The 21,810-nt window shown below is 42.1% G+C and carries 19 protein-coding genes and 5 tRNA genes; 7 read left to right on the top strand and 17 right to left on the bottom strand.

Annotation, left to right across the window (positions count from 1 at the left end):
* Positions 1–131 precede the first annotated feature (131 nt).
* The 5 genes from N475_RS12035 to pspA form a co-directional block, all read right to left on the bottom strand.
* Positions 132–1,157: a YcjF family protein gene (locus N475_RS12035; RefSeq protein ID WP_063359550.1), complete on the bottom strand. Its 1,026-nt coding sequence runs from the start codon at positions 1,155–1,157 to the stop codon at positions 132–134.
* Positions 1,154–2,563, bottom strand: a complete 1,410-nt coding sequence (locus N475_RS12030) for a YcjX family GTP-binding protein (protein WP_063365351.1) — start codon at positions 2,561–2,563, stop codon at positions 1,154–1,156. The genes N475_RS12035 and N475_RS12030 overlap by 4 nt, the downstream gene beginning before the upstream one ends.
* Before the next feature lie 52 nt (positions 2,564–2,615).
* The gene (pspC, locus tag N475_RS12025) at positions 2,616–3,017 is read right to left on the bottom strand and encodes an envelope stress response membrane protein PspC (RefSeq protein ID WP_063359548.1); all 402 of its coding nucleotides are present in this window, start codon (positions 3,015–3,017) and stop codon (positions 2,616–2,618) included.
* Positions 3,014–3,247: an envelope stress response membrane protein PspB gene (gene pspB / locus N475_RS12020; protein ID WP_063359547.1), complete on the bottom strand. Its 234-nt coding sequence runs from the start codon at positions 3,245–3,247 to the stop codon at positions 3,014–3,016. The genes pspC and pspB overlap by 4 nt, the downstream gene beginning before the upstream one ends.
* Positions 3,248–3,326: 79 nt before the next feature.
* Positions 3,327–3,986, bottom strand: coding sequence for a phage shock protein PspA (gene pspA, locus N475_RS12015; protein WP_063359546.1), 660 nt, complete (start codon positions 3,984–3,986; stop codon positions 3,327–3,329).
* A 183-nt stretch (positions 3,987–4,169) separates the two neighbouring features.
* Between pspA and pspF the strand changes: the two genes are divergently transcribed.
* Genes pspF through N475_RS11985 form a run of 6 tightly spaced genes read left to right on the top strand, consistent with a single transcriptional unit; the run spans position 4,170 to position 10,577 of the window.
* Entirely contained in the window at positions 4,170–5,255 is a 1,086-nt protein-coding gene (gene pspF, locus N475_RS12010; protein ID WP_063359545.1) for a phage shock protein operon transcriptional activator, read from the top strand.
* A gap of 14 nt (positions 5,256–5,269) precedes the next feature.
* Positions 5,270–6,913 carry an ABC transporter substrate-binding protein gene (locus N475_RS12005; protein WP_081216131.1) on the top strand — a complete coding sequence of 548 codons (1,644 nt, stop codon included), beginning with the start codon at positions 5,270–5,272 and terminating at the stop codon, positions 6,911–6,913.
* Positions 6,913–7,944 carry an ABC transporter permease gene (locus tag N475_RS12000; protein ID WP_063359544.1) on the top strand — a complete coding sequence of 344 codons (1,032 nt, stop codon included), beginning with the start codon at positions 6,913–6,915 and terminating at the stop codon, positions 7,942–7,944. Before N475_RS12005 ends, N475_RS12000 begins: the two co-directional genes overlap by 1 nt.
* Positions 7,931–8,824: an ABC transporter permease subunit gene (locus tag N475_RS11995; RefSeq protein ID WP_063359543.1), complete on the top strand. Its 894-nt coding sequence runs from the start codon at positions 7,931–7,933 to the stop codon at positions 8,822–8,824. Before N475_RS12000 ends, N475_RS11995 begins: the two co-directional genes overlap by 14 nt.
* A complete protein-coding gene (locus N475_RS11990) occupies positions 8,824–9,831 on the top strand; it encodes a peptide ABC transporter ATP-binding protein (protein WP_063359542.1) in 1,008 nt (335 codons plus the stop codon). Before N475_RS11995 ends, N475_RS11990 begins: the two co-directional genes overlap by 1 nt.
* Positions 9,816–10,577 (top strand): ATP-binding cassette domain-containing protein, encoded by a 762-nt coding sequence (locus N475_RS11985; RefSeq protein WP_063359541.1) that lies wholly within the window; start codon positions 9,816–9,818, stop codon positions 10,575–10,577. The genes N475_RS11990 and N475_RS11985 overlap by 16 nt, the downstream gene beginning before the upstream one ends.
* Positions 10,578–10,633: 56 nt before the next feature.
* Here the strand turns inward: N475_RS11985 and N475_RS11980 are convergent, their stop codons facing one another.
* The 11 genes from N475_RS11980 to N475_RS11930 form a co-directional block, all read right to left on the bottom strand.
* Entirely contained in the window at positions 10,634–12,547 is a 1,914-nt protein-coding gene (locus tag N475_RS11980) for a SurA N-terminal domain-containing protein (protein WP_063359540.1), read from the bottom strand.
* Positions 12,548–12,707: 160 nt separating this feature from the next.
* Positions 12,708–12,980: a nucleoid-associated protein HU-beta gene (gene hupB, locus N475_RS11975; RefSeq protein WP_063359539.1), complete on the bottom strand. Its 273-nt coding sequence runs from the start codon at positions 12,978–12,980 to the stop codon at positions 12,708–12,710.
* Positions 12,981–13,189: 209 nt separating this feature from the next.
* A complete protein-coding gene (lon, locus tag N475_RS11970) occupies positions 13,190–15,559 on the bottom strand; it encodes an endopeptidase La (RefSeq protein ID WP_063359538.1) in 2,370 nt (789 codons plus the stop codon).
* Between the two features lie 123 nt (positions 15,560–15,682).
* On the bottom strand, positions 15,683–16,966 hold the full coding sequence (gene clpX / locus N475_RS11965) for an ATP-dependent protease ATP-binding subunit ClpX (protein WP_063359537.1): 1,284 nt from the start codon (positions 16,964–16,966) through the stop codon (positions 15,683–15,685).
* A gap of 235 nt (positions 16,967–17,201) precedes the next feature.
* Positions 17,202–17,810 (bottom strand): ATP-dependent Clp endopeptidase proteolytic subunit ClpP, encoded by a 609-nt coding sequence (gene clpP / locus N475_RS11960; protein WP_063359536.1) that lies wholly within the window; start codon positions 17,808–17,810, stop codon positions 17,202–17,204.
* 191 nt (positions 17,811–18,001) lie between these two features.
* A complete protein-coding gene (tig, locus tag N475_RS11955) occupies positions 18,002–19,309 on the bottom strand; it encodes a trigger factor (RefSeq protein WP_063365350.1) in 1,308 nt (435 codons plus the stop codon).
* Between the two features lie 273 nt (positions 19,310–19,582).
* A tRNA-Pro gene (locus N475_RS11950) sits at positions 19,583–19,659 on the bottom strand.
* Positions 19,660–19,681: 22 nt separating this feature from the next.
* Positions 19,682–19,758 (bottom strand) — tRNA-Pro (locus N475_RS11945).
* A gap of 20 nt (positions 19,759–19,778) precedes the next feature.
* Positions 19,779–19,854: transfer RNA gene (locus tag N475_RS11940), tRNA-His, on the bottom strand.
* Between the two features lie 24 nt (positions 19,855–19,878).
* Positions 19,879–19,955, bottom strand: a tRNA-Arg gene (locus N475_RS11935).
* A gap of 49 nt (positions 19,956–20,004) precedes the next feature.
* Positions 20,005–20,081 (bottom strand) — tRNA-Pro (locus N475_RS11930).
* Between the two features lie 385 nt (positions 20,082–20,466).
* Here N475_RS11930 and folD point away from each other — a divergent pair.
* Positions 20,467–21,321 (top strand): bifunctional methylenetetrahydrofolate dehydrogenase/methenyltetrahydrofolate cyclohydrolase FolD, encoded by an 855-nt coding sequence (gene folD, locus N475_RS11925; protein WP_063359534.1) that lies wholly within the window; start codon positions 20,467–20,469, stop codon positions 21,319–21,321.
* A 17-nt stretch (positions 21,322–21,338) separates the two neighbouring features.
* On the opposite strand, the gene N475_RS11920 is transcribed toward folD, so the two are convergent.
* Positions 21,339–21,752, bottom strand: coding sequence for a hypothetical protein (locus N475_RS11920; protein ID WP_063359533.1), 414 nt, complete (start codon positions 21,750–21,752; stop codon positions 21,339–21,341).
* Between the last annotated feature and the right edge of the window lie 58 nt (positions 21,753–21,810).

Below are 21,810 nucleotides of genomic sequence, written 5' to 3'. Positions count from 1 at the left end.
TAGATATTCTATGAATGATAATTGCACAAGCATGCCGGAAGTTCAGATGGCCATGTGAGAAAGATTAATATTCGAAAGCTGTACACATATCTTGTCACTTAAGCAGGCGCAAGGTATGTGTACATTGTTTATTAGTTTTGCTTAAGCAGCTGATTGGTCAGTCTTTTGGCCAGTGTTGTTAGGAAGTTTGCCTTGTTTTCTAAACGAGGAATTGGTCTACATAGCTCCATCGCTTTGTAACCAAGCCTAGCGGTAAATACCCCCGCACTGAGGCCCTGTGCAGAGCGCGCAGATAACTTTCCGAGTAACTCGGCACCTAAACTTGTGGCAGCCAAATCACTGAGCAACTCCGCAGCCCCCACAAATACAATCTGCTTAGCCAGTAGCTTATATAGCTTAATACGGCTACGGTATCCTAGTTCAATGCCATAGTGTTGGCTGAGTTTTTCCACCAAACTTACACCGCGCCACAAAACAGCGAGCATATCTGTAATGGCCATAGGACTTAGAGCAACCATCAAAGCAGAAGTTGTCGCATATTCAGAGATGATGTTTTTTGCGTCATCATCTTGTTTTTTTAAAACACTTTGTTCATATAGCTGAATAACTTCTTTGTCTGTGTAGTGACTCTTTAAACTGGCTTCAAACGCACTTACAGTCTCTTTTGGTAACTTTTTTAATATTGGAGTAAGCCAAGCCTGTGCTTCACCAATTTGATTACTATTGAGCAGCCGTGACGCCTGCTCTCGCCTCGCTTCTAGGCGTTTCAACGTGCGTAGTGCACTAACTTCCTTTACTAAAAAATTACCAGCCCAGCCGATTGCTGATACCACGCACACAATGTAAATACCTGCCAGTAAAATACTCTGCTGTAACGCTGTATAAACAGCCATTCCCATCTCTATTGGAATAAGCACTAATAAACTTAATAGTAAAACATGGCGCCAACCGAGGCGTTTCTTGCCCCCTTGCAAACTAGCTTGTACTTGCTCATCTACCTCTTTATTATCAAGTTCACTAATATCTGCAACAGAAAATACCTGGTCATTCTCAAACCTTTCGCTTTGACGACTAAACTTTTTTTCTGTGGTGGCTTCTTCTGTATTTGGTTCAAGATCAATTCTACGCCCTGCCTGCCATTGTTTTGATTTCGTCATCTAAGTTTATCTCCAATCAAAAACTCTAATGTGTGGTCTAGACGAATATGCTCAAGTTGCCCTTGATATGCAGGAAACGGATAAAATGATAAAAATTCAAATCCTTGCTCTGGCCAGTTCGAGGGCGACAACACATGGTCAGGCGGTTCAGGTGGCAAAAATGTTATAAATTCAGACTCTTTCAATGGCTTTCCATAAACACAATTCAATGTACTGCCTTGTTCTTTTATAGACTTATGTTGACAACTTTTTACTGAAGAAATCGTCATTGTATCCACCTCTACACCTGCAAACTTGAGCTCATTTTCATGTTCGCAGAGTAGCTCGTGCAATAATCGTGTTAAGTTGTCTTGCTCCGTGATAGCCACCGCATCACATTTGTTGGCAGCGAATAACACTTTATCAATTTTAGGCCTAAATAACCTTTGCAACACACCACTTTTACCATGCTGAAACATCCCCATAGTCTCTCTCAAAGCATGCTGAGTTTGGGTAAGTGTCGCAGGCCCATCATTCAACGCGCCAAGCAAATCAACAAGAACTAGCTGCCTATCAAATTCACAAAAGTACTCCTTATAAAAAGGCTCAATTACTTGTTTTTTATAGGCTTCGAATCGCTGCTCAAGCTGCTGGTATTGCGTTCCATCTTTGTCAATTAAATCATGATCAGGTATTGGGAAGAATTGAATGATTGGTGCACCAGCCAAATCACCTGGGATCAACATCCGACCCGGCTGTAACTTAGCCACCTTGGTTTCACGCTTTAGGGTTTGCAATAACTCACAGTACTGCTCTGACAGCGTATTTAAGGTATTTGTGTCAACGGGCGCAATGACGTCAAACTCGTTTAACTGCGATAATAACGGCTGACTATATTGACTATATGCTGGCTCTGACAAAACGGCTAATTGAGAGCGGCTCCACTGCTCATAGTTCATATTGAGCATTGGTAAATCCATAAGCCACTCACCAGGATAATCAATCAATTCCAAGTAAACGGTGTGATCAGCGGAAAAATGTTGGCGAACACCACTATTACTTTGGAATTTAAGTGCCAACGTCAATGTATTGATCCGCTCAGTTGAAGGCGGCCATATGGGTTCCTCTGCCAGCAAACACCTCGCTGCACTCACATAATCAAAAGTCGGAATATCTAATGCTTTTTGTGGCACTAGTTTGCATGCAATTAAACGTTGTTCACGTACAACTTCAAAAAAAGGTAGGTTTTGGCTATTTGCTTGCGTGGTAAGATGTTTTACCAGCGCGGTGATAAATGCTGTTTTACCGCTGCCGCTAAAGCCCGTTACGGCAAGCTTTATATGTTGGTCTAGCGAGCGTTGTAATGTTTTTTTCGCCTTTTGCTGAATTTTTTCCAACGTTTTTCTGGTTGCTAATTTTACGCTCATTTAAAAGTCGTTTCCTAACACAGTCGGCGTGGCGAATAGTCGCCACTTGCCGTTAAAGCTTATTAATTTCCCTTTTTACAGTAAATTCAGTCGACGTCACATGGCGTTCCATGTTCTGAATCCTGCTATCTAGTCGGCCCAGTCTATCTTTAAGGTCAAACAGTGCTTGCCTTGGTGGCTCACCCTTTTGCCAAACTTTAAACTTCACTGAAACCGGGTCGGTGTCATGATCGTGGGCAACGTGTTCAAGCTCAGCTTCCTTTTTATCCAAAATAAACCAGCATGCAATGTAAATGACCACAAATAATGGTCCACCTGATAACAAGACCGCAGTCACAAATAAGATTCGTACTAACCACAGCTCCATATTGAAGTAATCGCTTAGCCCTGCACAAACTCCAGCTAACTTACCTCGTTTGGGGTCTCGATATAGCTCTCTTCGCTTCTGACTCATACCTTACGTCTCCATTCTGGTGACTCTTGATCTAGTAGTGCCTCTAATGTTTCGACACGCTCAGCCATTTTTTCAGCCTTGTGAGCAAGCTCAAGCAACTGGCGGTGCTCATGCTCACTTAAACCCTGGCTCAATTGTTTTTTGCTTTTGTAATGAAGAATGAGCCACAGCGGTGCTACCACAATTAAAAATAAAACAACTGGGGCAACTAGTATTTCTGCGTCAAACATAATCTTCTCCTGTTTATTTCGGTCTTGGCAGCGTAGTTATTATTCTAAGCACCTACTTTAACAGTAGGTGCATCTAGGTTCACTTATTTGCCAGTTTTTTCTTTAATGCTTCTAATTCATCATCTACTTTTTCATTTTTTTGTAGATCTGCAATTTCATCAGCTAATGATTTTTTACCAAGATCATACGCTTCTACTTGAGACTCTAGACCATCAATTTTGTTCTCGTAACGTTCAAAACGGTTTAATGCATCTTCAACTTTTGAGCTATCTAGTGCCTTTTTGACATCTAATCGAGACTCCGCTGAACGCTGTCTCAATACAATTGCTTGTTGGCGAGCTTTCGCATCAGCTAATTTTTCTTGTAGTGTCGTAACTTCTTGTTGCAATTTTTCAATGTGTGACTCTACATGGCTTAATTCGTCAGCAACGCTTTGCGCAGCATCAGACGCTTTTTGCTTTTCCAGTAGCGCAGCACGTGCTAAATCTTCACGGTCTTTAGTCAATGCAAGCTCTGCTTTTTCTTGCCAATCATCAGCTTGCGAATTTAACTGTTCAACTCTTCTCTCTAGCTCTTTTTTCTCTGCTAGCGTTTTCGCTGAAGTAGAACGTACTTCTACTAACGTGTCTTCCATTTCCTGAATGATAAGACGAACCATTTTTTCAGGATCTTCAGCTTTATCTAAGATGGCATTAATATTAGAATTAACGATGTCAGCAAAACGTGAAAAAATTCCCATAATCTTTTACCTCGTTGGTTATGATTTGTGTTACTGGGTACTATGTATCAAATAGCTTGCCAACTTTACAAAAAGAATTAAACATTAAATTTCAATAACTTATAAATATAACAAAAAGCTTCCTATCACTATTTTTTTCAAATAAACTATAACTTAGTCAAAAACACTAAGAGTTAGGCAAATATGAGTCAGTTCCGCCAACAAGATAATCTATTAGGCCAATCAGACAGCTTTTTAGCCGTACTTGATCAAGTCTCACAACTTGCACCACTGGAAAAACCAGTACTCATCATAGGTGAGCGCGGAACAGGTAAGGAATTGATTGCCGCTCGACTTCATTTTCTGTCTGATAGATGGGATCAAAACTATGTCAAACTCAACTGTGCAGCCCTCAATGAGAATCTGCTAGAGAGTGAGTTATTCGGACATGAATCAGGCGCATTCACTGGCGCAAGTAAGCGCCATGAAGGCCGCTTTGAACGCGCAAATAGTGGCACTTTGTTTTTAGACGAACTAGCCAATACCTCTGCAATGGTGCAAGAAAAATTGCTCAGAGTGATTGAATACGGTGAATTTGAACGAGTAGGCGGTAAACAAACTGTAAAAGTAGACACCAGACTCGTTTGCGCGACCAATGAAGACTTGCCGAGCTTGGCCGAAAACGGTGAGTTTAGGCATGACTTATTAGATAGACTCGCGTTTGATGTAATAACGCTACCGCCGCTTAGAGCACGTAAAGAAGATATCCTGTTATTGGCAGAGCATTTTGCCATTAACATGGCTCGGGATCTCGGATGGTCATTATTCAGTGGCTTTACTAGAAAAGCCACTGAAACGCTTTTGGATTACGAATGGCCAGGAAACATTCGAGAACTCAAAAATGTCATAGAGCGCAGTCTTTATCGCCATGGCAATGAAAACCTACCAGTGCACCAAATAAATTTTGACCCCTTTGATAGCCCTTATCGTCCGCAACAAAGGATTAAGGCTGTGAAGAGTGCAGAGCCAGTTCAGCACGAACCTTCTGTGACCCCTCTTCAAGAATCAACAGATTTAGGTGAAGGTAATATCTCCGCTAGTATGCAATTCGACTTCCCATGTGATTTAAAATCATTATCCAGTGACTATGAAATAGAATTGCTTAAAAAAGCACTGGAATTCAGCCAATTTAATCAAAAGAAAACTGCACAAAACTTAGGATTAACGTATCATCAGCTAAGAGGCTATTTGAAAAAATACAATTTGTTAGACTCACAACAAGAGGTTTAACTGTGGTCACTGCGATGACTGATTTAATAACTAAACACCAGCAATACATTAATCATTTATGGATTTCTACTTTTGCGTTATTTGCGACAGCTTGCAGTGACATAGAGCAAGTTGAAAGTGCCAGCAAAACGCAAGGGATAGTCTATTGTGCTGAGGCAAACCCAGTGTCGTTTAACCCACAGGTAACAACTACGGGTTCAACGATAGATATTATCGCCAACCAGTTATACAACTCGCTTATCAGCATAGATCCGGTCACCGCAGAGTTTAAACCTGAGCTAGCAACTGAATGGCATATCAGTGATGATGGCAAAAAAATCACTTTTAAGCTTCGTAAAGGCGTTGAATTCCACTCTACAGATTATTTTAGCCCAACCAGAACAATGAACGCAGACGATGTCATTTTTTCGTTTAGTCGCCTGTTCGATGTTTATAACCCTTATCACTTTGTTCAAGATGCGAGTTACCCGTATTTTCAAAGTGTCGGTATGGACCAACTGATCAGAAAGATTGTTAAAGTTGACGATTACACTGTGCGGTTTGAACTATTTAGTGCAGAAAGTAGCTTACTGTCGAATATTGCTACTGACTTTGCGGTAATTTTATCTGAAGAGTACGCTATACAACGTGCTTCAAAAAATGAAAAGCACCTATTTGACAACATGCCAATTGGCACTGGGCCTTATAAGTACAAACATTTTTTGCGTGATAATTTAGTGCGTTTTCATAAGCATGAACGCTATTGGAAACATGATTACGCAGTAGATCAACTGGTCTACGATATTACGACAAATAACACGACCCGCATCGCAAAAATGCTCACCAAAGAGTGTGATATTACATCCCACCCTAGCGCTACTCAGCTTGAAGCACTCTCTGCTCGAAAAGATATTGTGGTAGATAAAGCAGTTAATCTCAATGTTGGTTACTGGGCCTTTAACACAGAAAAGCCACCTTTTAATAATGTGTTAGTGAGAAAGGCGCTGGCCCATAGTATTGATTTCAATAAGATCATGCAGGCTGTATTTTATGGTAATGGGATCCCAGCTAAGTCAATTTTGCCACCTTCTTCTTGGGCGTTTGCCGCGCAAAACATGCCGGTCTATGACCCAGCAAAAGCAAAAGCGTACTTATCTGAGGCTGGGTTTCCAAATGGCTTTGAGATGACCTTGTGGGCAATGCCCGTATCTAGAATTTACAACCCCAATGCAAGGAAAATGGCCGAACTAATTCAAAGTGACTTACGCCAAATAGGTATTCGTACCCGTATTGTTGAATTTGAGTGGAACACTTTTATAGAGCGTATTGGTCGACATGAACACGATAGTGTTTTGCTTGGCTGGGCGGCTGACACCCCAGATCCTGATAACTTTTTTAGTCCGCTTTTAAGCTGTACTGCAACTTTTACAGGAAAAAACCCAGCAAACTGGTGCAACCCGGAATTTGATTTGTTACTGACACAGGCACTAGATACAAATGAACTGTCAATGCGCAAAAAATATTATCTACAAGCGCAAGCAATGCTTATAGAAGAAATGCCACTTGTTCCTATTGCTCATGGAGTTCGCTTTCAAGCCCGTGGTTCAGATATTCAAGGTGCACAGCTTAGACCATTTGGCGGTGTTTCGCTGGCTAACGTAAGGAAGGGCGAAAAGTAATGCTTGATTATCTTTTACGTCGCTTCAGCCTACTTTTGTTTATGCTTTTCGCCCTATCTGCATTTACATTTGGTTTGAACTACCTCTTTCCCGGCGATTTGTTAACCAACTTCAGTGGGCAAATCAATACCAGCTTTAGCCAATCCCAGATGCTTGAAGAGAAATACCGTATCAATGAGAATATCTTAGTTCAATATGGTGCGTTTCTCGGCCGTTTGGTAGAAGGGGACTGGGGAGTTTCTCTGTCTTCTGGGCAAACCGTATTCTCACATGTCGCCTTACTTTTACCTGCCACACTAGAATTGTGTTTTTACGCATTAGTAATGGCTGTTTTGTTGGGTATTCCAGCGGGGATAATAACCAGTGCCTACCACAAAAAATGGCCAGATAGGATAATCAGTTCCCTCACCTTACTTGGCTTTTCTATTCCAGTTTTTTGGCTGGCACTATTGCTCATCATGGTATTTTGTTTAGGCTTTGGTTGGTTTCCAATGTCGGGGCGAATCGGCTTGCTCTATGAAATACCAGCTGTGACCAATTTTATTCTCGTGGATATTTGGCTACTCAATTTTCCTTATGGCGGGCAAGCATTTCTTGATGCACTGCACCACCTAGCATTGCCGACAATCGTCTTAGCTATGTATCCAACAACAGTACTAACGCGATTTACACGCGATTCGATGCTTAATGTTCTAGAGCAAAACTATATAAAAACAGCCAGAGCAAAAGGCCTCAACCGCCGACAAATCATCTTAGACCATGCTCTACGCAATGCCTTACTCCCAGTAATCAAACAAATTGGATTACAATTTAGCACCCTCATTACACTAGCAATGGTAACTGAAGTCATTTTTTCTTGGCCTGGTATTGGCCGATGGTTGATCGACAGTATTTATCAACGTGATTATCCAGCAATTCAAGGTGGACTGTTGGCCGTGTCAATGTTTGTTATTTTCGCGAATATGTTAGCTGATTTGACACACTCTCTACTCGACCCTGTATCAAGGAACCAGTCTCATGGCAAAGTTTAGCTTATACAGTGAAGAGTCAAACCGTTCACCATTATCTCGACTTTGGCGCAACTTTAAAGCAAATCACCTCGCTCTTGTGGGGCTTTGGATGTTCATAGGCTTGACTCTGCTCGCTATGACAGCGCCTCTATTAGCTCCCTATGGTATTGACCAACAGCATAGCGATGCGTTGCTTCTACCGCCATCTTGGCATGACGAAGGGGATGTACACTTTATACTGGGCACAGATGATCTCGGACGAGATGTACTCTCTCGCCTAATGAATGGCGCTACATACACATTTGGTTTATCCATTATTGCGGCGTTGATGACGACTGTTATTGGTGTGGTACTCGGCACCCTTGCAGGTATAAACCGCGGGTTTAAATCTAGTATCCTAAATCATCTACTAGATATAACGTTGGCAATCCCTTCCTTGCTATTAGCGATTATTATTATTGCCATCTTAGGGCCTGGTCTGCTTAACACAGTTTGGGCAATTATTTTAGCCCTACTACCACAGCATATTCATTCAGTTCGCAACCTTGTAGTTGAAGAATTGAATAAAGACTATGTGGGCGCATACCGATTAGATGGCGCAAATAGAGCCCATATCTTGTTTAGAGGGATTTTTCCTAATATTTATGAACATATTGTAGTTATCTTCACGTTAGCGCTCTCTACAGCAATACTCGATATTGCCGCACTCGGTTTTCTCAAGCTTGGTGCGCAACCACCAACAACAGAATGGGGCGCTATGCTTGCAGAAAACCTCGGATTAATTTATATCGCACCTTGGACTGTAGGACTACCTGGTGCACTGTTGTTTTTGTCGGTTTTAGCCACTAATCTAGTGGGTGATGGGCTCAGAAATGCGCTGCAAGCAAGAAAGGCAACCTAATGCAATTACTAGACATCAAAAACCTCACCATAGAGCTACCTACTGAAGACGGTATAATACGCGCGGTCGATAAAGTTAACCTGAGCCTTAAAGAAGGTGAAGTACACGCTTTAGTTGGAGAGTCAGGTTCTGGAAAAAGTCTTATTGCAAAAGCAATTGTTGGTGTATTAAACGCACGTTGGCGGGTGACAGCTGACAGAATGCACTGGCAAGGTGTAGATTTGATGCGCCTAAGTCCCGAAAAGCGTCGTAAAATTGTTGGCCGAGATATGGCCATGATTTATCAAGAGCCAAGGCGAAGTCTGGACCCTACAGCCAAAATTTTTGAACAAGTTGCAGAATCTTTACCGGATGACTGTTTCAAGGGAGGCTTTTTTGGCAGGAAAAAAGAGCGACAAAACAAAGTAAAGGCACTGCTTCACAAGGTTGGTATAAGGGAAGATGAAAAAGTCTCGAGCAGCTATCCACATGAATTGTCTGAAGGAGTCTGCCAAAAAGTCATGATTGCCATGGCTATTGCCAGAAGCCCTAAGCTGTTGATTGCTGATGAACCAACAACAGCCCTTGAAAGTACCACTCGCGCTCAAGTATTTAGACTTTTGAAAAGCCTAAACCAGCTTAAAAACATGTCTATTTTGATGATTTCCCATGAACTTGAAGAAATCACCCAGTGGTCCCATGCTATGCACGTACTTTACTGCGGTCAAATGGTAGAAGCAGGTCCCACTAAAAAAGTATTTACAGGACCTTACCACCCTTATACGCAGGCACTGGTTAAGTCATTGCCAGACTATGCGCACGGTATCGGCCATAAAGCGCCTTTTTACGCACTTAAAGGGACAATACCTCCCTTACAACATTTGCCTATCGGTTGTCGCTTGGGGCCTCGCTGTCCACAGGCTCAAAAAGAGTGTGTTGCAACGCCGACGCTTGTTAAATCCCACGGTCATTCATATGCATGCCACTTTCCACTAAATAGAGAGAAAAAGAAATGCAACCCGTGCTAAAAGTGCAAGCACTGAACAAATCATTTAAAACGCGAGCTGGGCTGTTCAAACGTCAGAAAACTCAGGTTTTAAAAAGTGTTTCATTTGCAGTTACTCCAGGTCAGACTCTGGCCGTAATTGGTGAAACCGGCTCTGGAAAAAGTACATTAGCAAAAGTGCTAGCAGGTGCGGAAGAAGTCGATTCAGGACAAATTTTGTTGAATGGCAATATGATTGTGGACGATGGCATAAAAAATCGAGAGTGTCGTCATATCAGGCTTATCTTCCAAGATCCCACACGCTCTCTAAATCCGGGTTTAACGATTGGCGAAATGCTTGATGACTGCTTGCGATTTAATACCAAACTCACTGAGCAACAAAGAGAGAGTAAAATCGAATTAACCCTATCTCGAGTAGGCCTGCTGTCAGAACATTACGATTATTACCCACATATGTTTAGTGGCGGCCAATTGCAACGTGTGGCACTTGCAAGAGCACTGATACTCGACCCGAAAGTTGTAGTGCTAGACGAAGCGCTCTCATCTTTGGATCCATCAGTGCGTGCTCAAATCGTTAATTTACTCTTAAAACTGCAAAAAGAAACAGCCCTAAGTTATATCTTAATAACCCACCATCTCAGTCTCGTAAAACATATGAGTGACAAACTATTGGTGTTAGATAAAGGCGAGGTTGTTGAATACGGAGCCAGTGCAGCTATTTTTGGGAACCCAAAATCTAAAGTAACCCAGAAACTGCTTTCAGTATAAGCGTTTAAATTTTAGGTAAATCTCTAGTATAAAAAAAGGCGCCTAAGCGCCTATTTTTAATTTTCTTCAGTAATGTTGAAGGAACTTGGTTTGTTCACTTCAGCTGTACTTTCAAGCGCACTCAAAAGTGCTAAGTAATTTTTATTGACCTGCGTTCTGGTAATGCTCTGCTTTTGTTGAGGCTGAATTTCGTCCTCAATCTCAGCTCGTTTAACCGCTTTCACAACCAGTAACGCTGCATCACCATTGTTTAGCTCAACCATCGCTTTAGAAGCGTTATCAGCTGTAGGATGAGGCAATTTGAAAGCTTGGCTCACAAGTGCAGGCTGCACAGCATAACTTTGACGCGCCAAAGCTTCTTGCGATTGAACTTCTAATGACTGTTCAGCTGCAATATCCGCAAGCGCTGTACCCTGCTCAAGCTTGGCAAATAGTTCTGTCGCTTTGTCTTTAGTCAGTTCAGCAGCTCTGTCATTCTCTAAACGAGACTTAATTTGTGCAGTTACATCTTCAAGAGGTTTTACTGTTGCCGCTTTGTGTTCAGCCACACGCACTACAATCATATGCTCAGGTGCAACTTCAATTACCTCGGAGTTAACACCGTCTTCTAGAAGTTCTGGCGTGAAAACAATATTTGTTACAGCAGGCTGGTTAAGCGGCGCTGGAAGCATGTTGCGTGCAACAAGCGCTGTACTTTTCACTTCAAGGTTCGCCGCCACTGCCGCATCCTCTAATGAATCAGCAATTTCAAATGCAAGTTCACGGATCTCTTCTTGTTTACCATAGAAAACATCAATTTTAGCATTTTGCTCTAATTCAGTGCGTAGCTCACCTGCAAGCTCTTCATAAGACTTACTCTCTTGAGCTTGTAAATCAGTCAGCTTAATAATATGAAAACCGAATTCAGATTCAACAACCGGTGAGAAATCACCGATATTTTCCAGCGCGAATGCTGCTGTTTCAAATTCAGGGTCCATCATATCGCGTTCAATCCAATCTAGATCTCCGCCTAGCTCACCACTTGCGATGTCATCTGACTGTGCTTCTGCTAATTCAGCGAAGTCCGCACCACCTTGTAGCTGTGTGTAAAGCTCTTGAGCTTTCACTTTAGCAGCTTCAGCATCATCAGCGCTTTCAACTAAAATATGTGATACACGACGTCTTTCTTCTTCTAAATATTGTGCTTTATTCTCTTCATAGTAAGCTTTTACTTCGTCTTCTGAGATAGCTTCTTCAAGTTCAATATCAGAAGCTTTAAGCTCAATATAGTTAAGAGCTACTTGCTCTGGAGACTGGAACTGATCTTGGTTTAGATCATAGTAATCTTTAATTTCTTCATCCGTAATTGACACTTGGTCTTTTAACGAATCCTTGCTCAGAACAAGGTAATCAACGTCACGAGTTTGTTGTTGTAGCGCCAATGTTTGCTTTACTTCGTTATCTAGCACGAAATCTGATCCTGCCAATGCAGAAACAAGTTGGTTACGCGTCATTTCTTCACGAAGGTACTCACGAAACTCGTCAGGTTGAAAGTTCATTTGGCGGATAAGCTGTAAATAACGGTCGTTATTGAATTCACCACCAATTTGAAAATATGGCATTTCAAAAATGGCTTGTTTGATTTGTGCATCACTTACACGTAAACCAAGCTCTAGTGCTAATTGATTTTGAAGTTCTTGTTGTACAAGTCTATCAACCACACCTTGGCGGATTTGTGCCATGTATGTTGGGTCTGAGGCAATTTGCTCAAAGTACTCACCAAATTGCTGTTCTAATCTACCGCGTTCGTTTTCAAACGCTCTAGAAAACTCCATTTGGCTAATTTTAACACCATTGACTTCTGCAACTGGCTGCTCTGTGGTTTGACCTAGGTAACCACCGATCCCTGCCAGCGCAAAAGACAAGATAACTGCACCAAGAACGATCTTGGCAGCAAGGCCTTGCGAGCCCTCTCTAATCTTTTCAAGCATTTGTTCTATCTCTTATCTAAGTCAAAGCACCAAGGTACTTTGCATCAGTTAGCTCATGTAAAAAAAGCGTATCTTACCAGATACGCTTTTTATCTTGAAGCTTATCGCGTCCAATTACATCTGTTTAGTAACGGAGTAACTGTATTTGTATAAGCTATTCTTAGTTAACCGCGTCTTTTAGAGCTTTACCAGCTTTAAAAGCAGGGATGTTAGCAGCAGCAATGTCAATTGCAGCACCCGTTTGAGGGTTACGGCCTGTGCGTGCAGCGCGTTCACGAACAGAAAAAGTACCAAAGCCTACTAGCGCTACTGAATCGCCGTCTTTAAGCGCAGTGGTTACTGACTCAATGAATGAATCCAGAGCACGACCAGCAGCGGCCTTAGAAATATCAGCATCAGCTGCGATTTGATCGATTAATTGAGATTTATTCACAATATCATCCTCTTACATTGTTATTATCAAGAGCGATGGCGTTTTAAAACTAACATCACTTTTGTTGTTAACTACGAGAAATCTTTCGACTCTCTATTGCTTAAATGTTTTACAGCCTAGATACTACGGGGCTTTCCGAGAACTAGGCTTAAATCCAGTGCTTAACTTAGCACACCACTGGGATTTGAAAACCCTTTTTATCGACTTTTTTAAGCTTTCGCAGCAGTTTTTTGAGTTTCGACGGAAAAACTGTCCACAGGTTGAGCAAGCGCAATCGATAAAACGTCTTCAATCCATGTTACTGGGTGAATTTCCAGCCCCTCAAGAACATTGTCAGGGATCTCTTTTAAATCTCTTTCATTCTTCTTCGGGATGACAACAGTCTTAATACCACCACGATGTGCTGCTAATAGTTTCTCTTTCAAACCACCAATCGGCAACACTTCACCACGCAGTGTGATTTCACCTGTCATAGCAACATCACTGCGCACAGGGTTACCTGTTAAGCTAGAAACCAGACCGGTTACCATTGCAATACCCGCACTCGGACCATCTTTTGGCGTTGCGCCCTCTGGTACATGCACGTGAATATCGCGCTTTTCATAAAAGTCGTCGTTAATGCGAAGTTTGTCAGCACGATTTCTTACCACGGTCATCGCAGCTTGAATAGACTCTTGCATGACATCGCCCAACGAACCTGTGTATGAAAGCTTGCCCTTGCCAGGTACTGCTGCACTTTCAATGGTAAGTAAATCACCACCAACTTCTGTCCACGCAAGGCCTGTTACTTGACCTACTCGGTCACCATCTTCGGCTTTACCATAATCAAAACGCTGTACACCTAAGAAGCTTTCTAAATTCTCTCCGTTGATAACTACCTTCTTTTGGTCTTTATCAAGTAGGATAGCTTTGACGGCTTTACGACATAACTTCGACATTTCACGTTCTAAGTTACGCACACCTGCTTCACGTGTGTAATAACGAATTGTGTTGATGATGGCACTATCTTCAATTTCAATTTCGCCAGCTTTAAGGCCATTGCGTTTGATTTGCTTAGGAATCAAGTGTTGCTTTGAGATATTCAGTTTTTCGTCTTCTGTGTAGCCTGCAAGACGAATCACTTCCATACGATCTAGCAATGGACCCGGAATATTAAAGCTATTCGACGTTGCAACAAACATGACATCAGACAGATCGTATTCAACCTCAAGATAGTGATCTGCAAAACTGCTGTTTTGCTCAGGATCAAGAACCTCTAGTAATGCTGAAGCTGGGTCACCACGCATGTCAGATGACATTTTATCAATTTCATCTAGCAAGAATAATGGGTTCTTGACGCCAACCTTACTCATGCTTTGAATTAGCTTTCCAGGCATTGAGCCAATGTAAGTACGGCGATGACCACGGATCTCCGCCTCGTCTCTAACACCGCCTAGTGCCATACGAACGTATTTACGTCCAGTAGAGCGAGCTATCGACTGACCAAGACTGGTTTTACCTACACCTGGAGGCCCAACAAGGCAAAGAATTGGTCCTTTAAGTTTATTCGTGCGTTGCTGAACCGCTAGATACTCAATAATACGCTCTTTCACTTTATCTAAGCCGTAGTGATCTGCGTCTAGGATTTTTTGCGCATTGGCTAAATCTTTTTTCACCTTAGAGCGCTTTTTCCAAGGAACATTGATCAACGTATCAATATAAGAACGGACAACAGTGGCTTCGGCAGACATAGGTGACATCATTTTAAGTTTGTTTAACTCTGATGTCGCTTTTTCTTCCGCTTCTTGAGGCATTTGAGCTTCGCTAATGCGCTTCTTAAGCGTTTCAAATTCATCAGGTACATCATCTAGTTCACCCAACTCTTTTTGAATCGCTTTCATTTGCTCATTAAGATAATACTCTCTTTGTGACTTCTCCATTTGCTTTTTAACGCGAGAACGGATTTTTTTCTCGACTTGCAATAGATCAATCTCGCCTTCCATCAGCGCCATCAAGTACTCTAAACGTTCGGTCACGTTGTACAACTCAAGTACTTTTTGTTTTTCAGGTACCTTGATTGGCATATGTGCAGCCATGGTATCAGCCAAGCGTGCCGTTTCATCAATGCCAGATACGGAGGTCAGTACTTCAGGTGGGATTTTTTTATTGAGTTTTACATACCCTTCAAACTGACTCACGGCACTGCGGATGAAAATATCTTGCTCTTGTTCAGGAATATTTTCTGAAGCAATAAACTGCGCTTGTGCCAAGAAGTAATCTTCCGTAACCAAAAACTCATCGATTTTCGCTCGTTGTGTACCCTCAACCAACACTTTTACCGTGCCATCTGGTAGTTTTAGCAACTGTAATACCGTTGCAACTGTACCAACGTCATAGATATCGTCAGTACTAGGATCATCGATTGAGGCTTCTTTTTGAGCCACTAAAAATATTTGCTTGTCATTTTCCATTGCAGCTTCAAGACATCTAATAGATTTCTCTCGGCCAACGAACAGCGGGATCACCATATGAGGGTAAACAACCACATCACGCAGTGCCAACACTGGAATTTCAACTCGATCCGTTCTCTCAAGCGTCATTATATTCTCTTCGCACTTCATTTATTTTTAAGATTACAGAGGTATATGGGGATGCCCTCTATAAAGTTCAACTCTTCGACAAAAAAAGGAGCTCTAGGCTCCTTTTCTAATTATTCTGACTGACTACTCAGATGCAGCTTTATCTTGGCCACTGTTTTCATAAATTAAGATAGGATCTGACTCTCCCTTAATTACAGTGTCATCAATAACCACTTTGCTGACATCTTCAATTGAAGGCAGCTCATACATGGTTTCCAGAAGTACCGCTTCAACAATCGAACGCAATCCGCGAGCGCCAGTCTTACGCTCCATTGCTTTATGTGCAATTGCTTTCAAAGCATCCTCACGGAACTCAAGCTCAACACCTTCCATCTTAAAGAGCGCACCGTACTGCTTAGTAAGTGCATTTTTAGGCTCATTCAGAATTTGGATAAGTGCATCTTCGTCCAGCTCAGTCAGTGTAGCAACAACAGGTAGACGGCCGATAAATTCAGGAATTAAGCCATACTTTACAAGATCCTCAGGCTCAACATCTTTAAATGTTTCACTCAAAGACCTTTCGCTGTCAGAACTTTTCACTTCAGCACCAAAACCAATACCGGTGTTAGTATGACTGCGTTGTTCAATAACTTTATCTAACCCTGCAAACGCACCGCCACAAATAAATAGAATCTTTGAAGTATCTACTTGCAAAAACTCTTGTTGTGGGTGCTTACGACCACCTTGCGGTGGTACTGATGCAACAGTGCCTTCAATCAGTTTAAGTAGCGCCTGTTGTACGCCCTCACCTGAAACATCTCTGGTGATCGATGGGTTATCAGATTTACGAGAGATTTTGTCAATCTCATCAATGTATACGATACCGCGCTGTGCTTTTTCTACATCGTAATCACACTTTTGCAATAGCTTCTGAATAATATTTTCTACGTCTTCACCAACATAACCGGCTTCGGTCAATGTGGTTGCATCAGCCATTGTAAACGGTACGTCTAGTAGTCTAGCCAAAGTCTCTGCAAGTAGTGTTTTACCACTACCAGTAGGACCAATCAGCAAGATATTACTTTTACCAAGCTCTACCTCAGTTTTGATACCTTGATTTCTAAGACGTTTGTAATGATTGTAAACCGCTACTGACAACACCTTTTTGGCATGCTCTTGACCAATAACATAATCATCTAGATGGTTGCGGATTTCTTTAGGCACCGGCAGTTTATCAGACGAATCATGCTGCGGCGCAATATCCTTGATTTCTTCCCTAATGATGTCGTTACACAGTTCGACGCATTCATCACAAATGTATACTGATGGACCAGCAATTAACTTGCGTACTTCGTGCTGACTCTTACCACAAAATGAGCAGTACAAGAGTTTGCTATTCTTGTCGCCGTCTGTAGGAGTGTCTGACATTCAACTACCTCTTAAATTTGGTGAGTTACCATCACAGTGGTAACACAATACATGCTTTAACTATACCAAATAAAATTTCAGTTGGCATAGCTAAGCTGGCTCAAAATGAAAACTACTCGTACAAATGTCGTCATTTTGGCGTTAAACTTTAAAAAACTTGGACCTTCCTAAGATATAGATCCAAGTTTTATTATTTCAAGGTGTATATTGTCACCTAAAAAATAAACGTCAATTTTTATCGGCTTGTATGAACCGCATCCACTAAACCGTAATCAACTGCTTCTTGAGCATTCATGAAGTTATCTCGGTCAGTATCATTGGCAATTACGTCATACGGCTGACCTGTGTGATCCGCCATCAACCTATTCAATTTTTCTTTAATTGTTAGAATTTCTTTTGCGTGGATCTCAAAATCAGAAGCTTGACCTTGGAATCCGCCTAAAGGCTGGTGGATCATGACGCGAGAATTTGGTAAGCAGTAACGTTTACCCTTAGCACCACCAGATAACAAAAATGCCCCCATACTTGCAGCTTGTCCGACACACACAGTGCTCACATCAGGCTTGATGAAATTCATTGTGTCATAGATAGACATACCAGCAGTTACTGAGCCACCTGGTGAATTGATGTATAAATAAATATCTTTGTCAGGGCTCTCTGACTCAAGAAATAGCATCTGCGCCACAATCAGATTAGCCATGTGGTCTTCAACTTGACCAGTTAAAAATATAATTCTCTCTTTAAGCAAACGAGAGTAAATGTCATAAGAGCGCTCACCTTTAGCTGTCTGCTCAACAACCATAGGTACTAAAGCGTTTAGAGGATCTATCATACCGTCATTCATATTATTGGTTCCTTTGTATGCGAGGCAGGTTTGCTGCGCAGTTCAAGCGCTAATTATTGAACTCGCCTTACTTTTACTTCGTTATAATAACGAAAAAGGCTCGCAGCACTGCAATTAACAGAGCATTACGAGCCATTTAAGCGTTAGCTTAACAGTAAGTCAATGCTTTCCTCAAAGACGAGGGAAGAAACTTACTCTGCAGCTTGTTGTGGGTTCATGATGTCGTCAAAAGACTTTTCAACATCAGTAACCGTAGCGCTTGAAAGTACAGCTTCAACCGCTTGCTCTTCCATAGCTACATTACGCATTTGCTGCATTAGTTGATCATTTTCTTTGTAGTAGTTAACTACTTCAGACGGATCTTCATAAGCTGATGCTACATTTTCGATTAGTGATTCAACTTTTGCGTCATCAACTTTGATGTCGTTCGCTTTGATCACTTCACCAAGAAGAAGGCCAGTCTTAACGCGAGTTACAGCTTGCTCATGGAATAGCTCTGCTGGAAGCTCAGGCATGTTTTTAGCGTCGCCACCAAAACGTTGTGCAGCTTGTTGACGAAGTGCGTCGATTTCTTGATCGATAAGCGCTTTAGGCACTTCAACTTCGTTTGTGTCAAGTAGACCTTTAATCGCTTGCTCTTTAACCTTTGCTTTAACAGCTTGGTCAAGCTCACGTGTCATATTCTTCTTAACTTCTTCTTTAAGAGCGTCCACACCGCCATCAGCTACGCCGAATTTAGTTGCAAACTCGTCATTAAGCTCAGGAAGCTCTTGAACTTCAACTTTCTTCACAGTGATTGTGAATTGAGCTGGCTTACCTTTTAGGTTCTCTGCGTGGTACTCTTCAGGGAAAGTCACGTCAGCAACAACTTCTTCACCGGCTTTTTTACCAACGATACCGTCTTCAAAACCTGGGATCATACGACCTTGACCAAGCTCTAGAGGGAAGTCTTCAGCTTTGCCGCCTTCAAACTCTTCACCTTCAACAGTACCTAAGAAGTCTACTGTTACACGATCTTGCTCACCAGCAGCCGCGTCAACTTCAGTCCAAGTAGCGTGTTGCTTACGAAGCGTTTCTAGCATGTTTGCTAAATCGTCAGCTGTTACTTCTACAACTGGCTTTTCAACAGCAACTTTATCTAAGTCTTTGATTTCAACTTCAGGGTAAACTTCAAAAGTTGCTTCAAACTCAAGATCTTTACCTGCTTCTAAAGTCTTAGGAGCAAAGTTTGGAGCACCAGCTGGGTTGATCTTCTCAGAAACGATTGCTTCGATGTAGTTACGTTGCATTAGGTCGCCAGCAACTTCTTGACGAACAGCTGCACCGTAGCGCTTATTAATTACTGAAACAGGAACTTTACCAGGACGGAAACCGTCAATACGCTGGGTTTTAGACAGTTGTTGTAAGCGTTTTTTTACTTCAGTCTCAACGTTCTCTGCAGGAACGGTGATAGTCAGACGGCGCTCAAGGCCTTGAGTCGTCTCAACAGAAACTTGCATGATATACCTCAATTTTCATTTTTGGCGACAACGCGCCTTCCTTCACAAACAAGTCGACACTGAAGTGCAATTGGAACTCAAGCGAAAAGCGCTTAATACCGACCAATTACATGCCAGACTTGCTGCCTGCCCCATCAGGGCACTATGTTAAACATTAGACGCGGCATTATAACCTATAAAACTGTAGAGTCGAGCAATCAGCTGAAATAAATAAGATATAAGATAACAATAATGAATTTAAGGAGAAAATAGAGATTAAATGGAGTGAAGAGATGGTCGGCGATGCAGGATTTGAACCTGCGACCCCTTGGACCCAAACCAAGTGCGCTACCAAGCTGCGCTAATCGCCGATAATATATATTTTTTTGAAAGTGGTCGGCGATGCAGGATTTGAACCTGCGACCCCTTGGACCCAAACCAAGTGCGCTACCAAGCTGCGCTAATCGCCGAAACATTTTTTGAGTGTAGATGGGGCGACTGATGGGGCTCGAACCCACGACAACCGGAATCACAATCCAGGGCTCTACCAACTGAGCTACAGCCGCCACTACATGTGGACATAATTTAAATGGCGCACCCGGAAGGATTCGAACCTTCGACCCACGGCTTAGAAGGCCGTTGCTCTATCCAGCTGAGCTACGGGCGCAACACAAACAACACTTGTGTGCTATCCACCCACATCTTCAAGGAAGAAGTGGTCGGCGATGCAGGATTTGAACCTGCGACCCCTTGGACCCAAACCAAGTGCGCTACCAAGCTGCGCTAATCGCCGATTTTGTTACTTACTTAGAATGTTTTTGTTTAACACCCCTCGTTGGCAACGGGGTGCATATTAGAGATTTGAGTTGTTGAGGTCAAACATTTTTTTTAAAAAATCTTTCAACTGCCTATTTTTACCACAAAAGGGTTAAAAATCAGCTCAAACAATCAAAATTTACTCAACTTATTCTAGCTATCTGTACATTGGGTTGGGTTTATCGCGGGATCCAGCTTGGCTAATCACTTCAATTTTGCGAAAATATAGTCAGAACAGTTGTAGTCACCATAAAAACCTTTCGGTATTGTATGTGATTGCAAACTGCCATGTTTAAATAGAGTGACCCCATTTTAACTCTATAATCGTTCAAGTAACTAACCCTTATATATAAAGGTCACCCATGACGGCAAACATCATAGATGGCAAAGCAATTGCGAAACAGGTTCGCAGTACAGTCGCAAAACGTGTTGAGCAGCGAGTAGCTGAAGGACTAAGGGCCCCAGGATTGGCTGTGGTACTTGTCGGGCAAGATCCTGCCAGTCAAGTTTATGTCGGCTCGAAACGTAAAGCTTGTGAAGAAGTAGGCTTTGTTTCTAAGTCATACGATTTACCCAATGATACGAGTGAAGAGCAGTTACTCGAACTGGTTGACAACCTTAATGTCGACCCAGAAGTAGACGGTATCCTCGTTCAACTTCCTTTACCAGAAGGCTTAGATGCTGAGAAAATTCTCGAGCGCATTCATCCAAGTAAAGATGTAGATGGATTCCATCCGTATAATGTAGGGCGACTTGCACAAAGAATGCCTGCGTTAAGACCTTGTACACCTAAAGGCATTATTACGCTTTTAGACTCAACCGGCGTTCGTTATAAAGGTATGCATGCGGTTGTTGTCGGTGCATCAAATATCGTTGGTCGCCCAATGTCTTTAGAGTTACTACTCGCGGGCTGTACAACGACAGTGTGTCACAAGTTTACTCAGGACTTAGAGGCGCATGTTCGCCGAGCAGATTTGTTGGTAGTTGCAGTAGGTAAGCCTGAGTTTATTCCTGGTGATTGGGTTAAAGAAGGCGCAATTGTTATCGATGTGGGTATAAACCGACTAGAGTCAGGTAAACTTGTCGGTGATGTGCAATACGATAAAGCAGAGCAAAATGCCAGCTTTATTACGCCTGTACCGGGTGGCGTCGGTCCAATGACGGTTGCAAGCTTAATAGAAAATACGCTAGAAGCATGTGAAAACAGCAATAGCTAGCTAGCGAGTGGAGCACTTTAATACAAGGTGCTCCAGTTTTTTGCTTTTTTGTTAGTGTCTTCCATAGCTTTTAGTTCCTTCGCCATCATTGATTCAAGCATCTCCATTTGTTCATCAAAGTTTTCTTTATCTATTTTTCCACTTTCTAACTTTTCAATTAACTCTTGCATTTTTGCTTCAATTTCTTTGATTTTCTCTTCATTCACTCCCAAGCGATTAAACATAACGGTTTGTTTTGCTCTCGACAAAAAGTCGTTGTGCAACCTAGTGCTCGATAAATCCTTGTTCTGTAATGACCTAGACAAATCTGATTTTGCGCTCTGCTTTATTAATTCGTTTGAAAATTTTTCGCCACTTTCGGAGTTGGATGATTTGGATGTTTCACTATGGTGGCTGGTGTGAGAGGTCGCATTGGTTTTGTGTAATAGCATTTTACTTTCCTTTAAAATGGGCACGCTTTTGCCATTTAATACTGTCCTTTAAAGTTAA

It is taken from the genome of Pseudoalteromonas luteoviolacea DSM 6061 (assembly GCF_001625655.1).
Lineage (GTDB): Bacteria > Pseudomonadota > Gammaproteobacteria > Enterobacterales > Alteromonadaceae > Pseudoalteromonas > Pseudoalteromonas luteoviolacea.
This window is presented reverse-complemented; position numbering and strand designations above follow the sequence as displayed.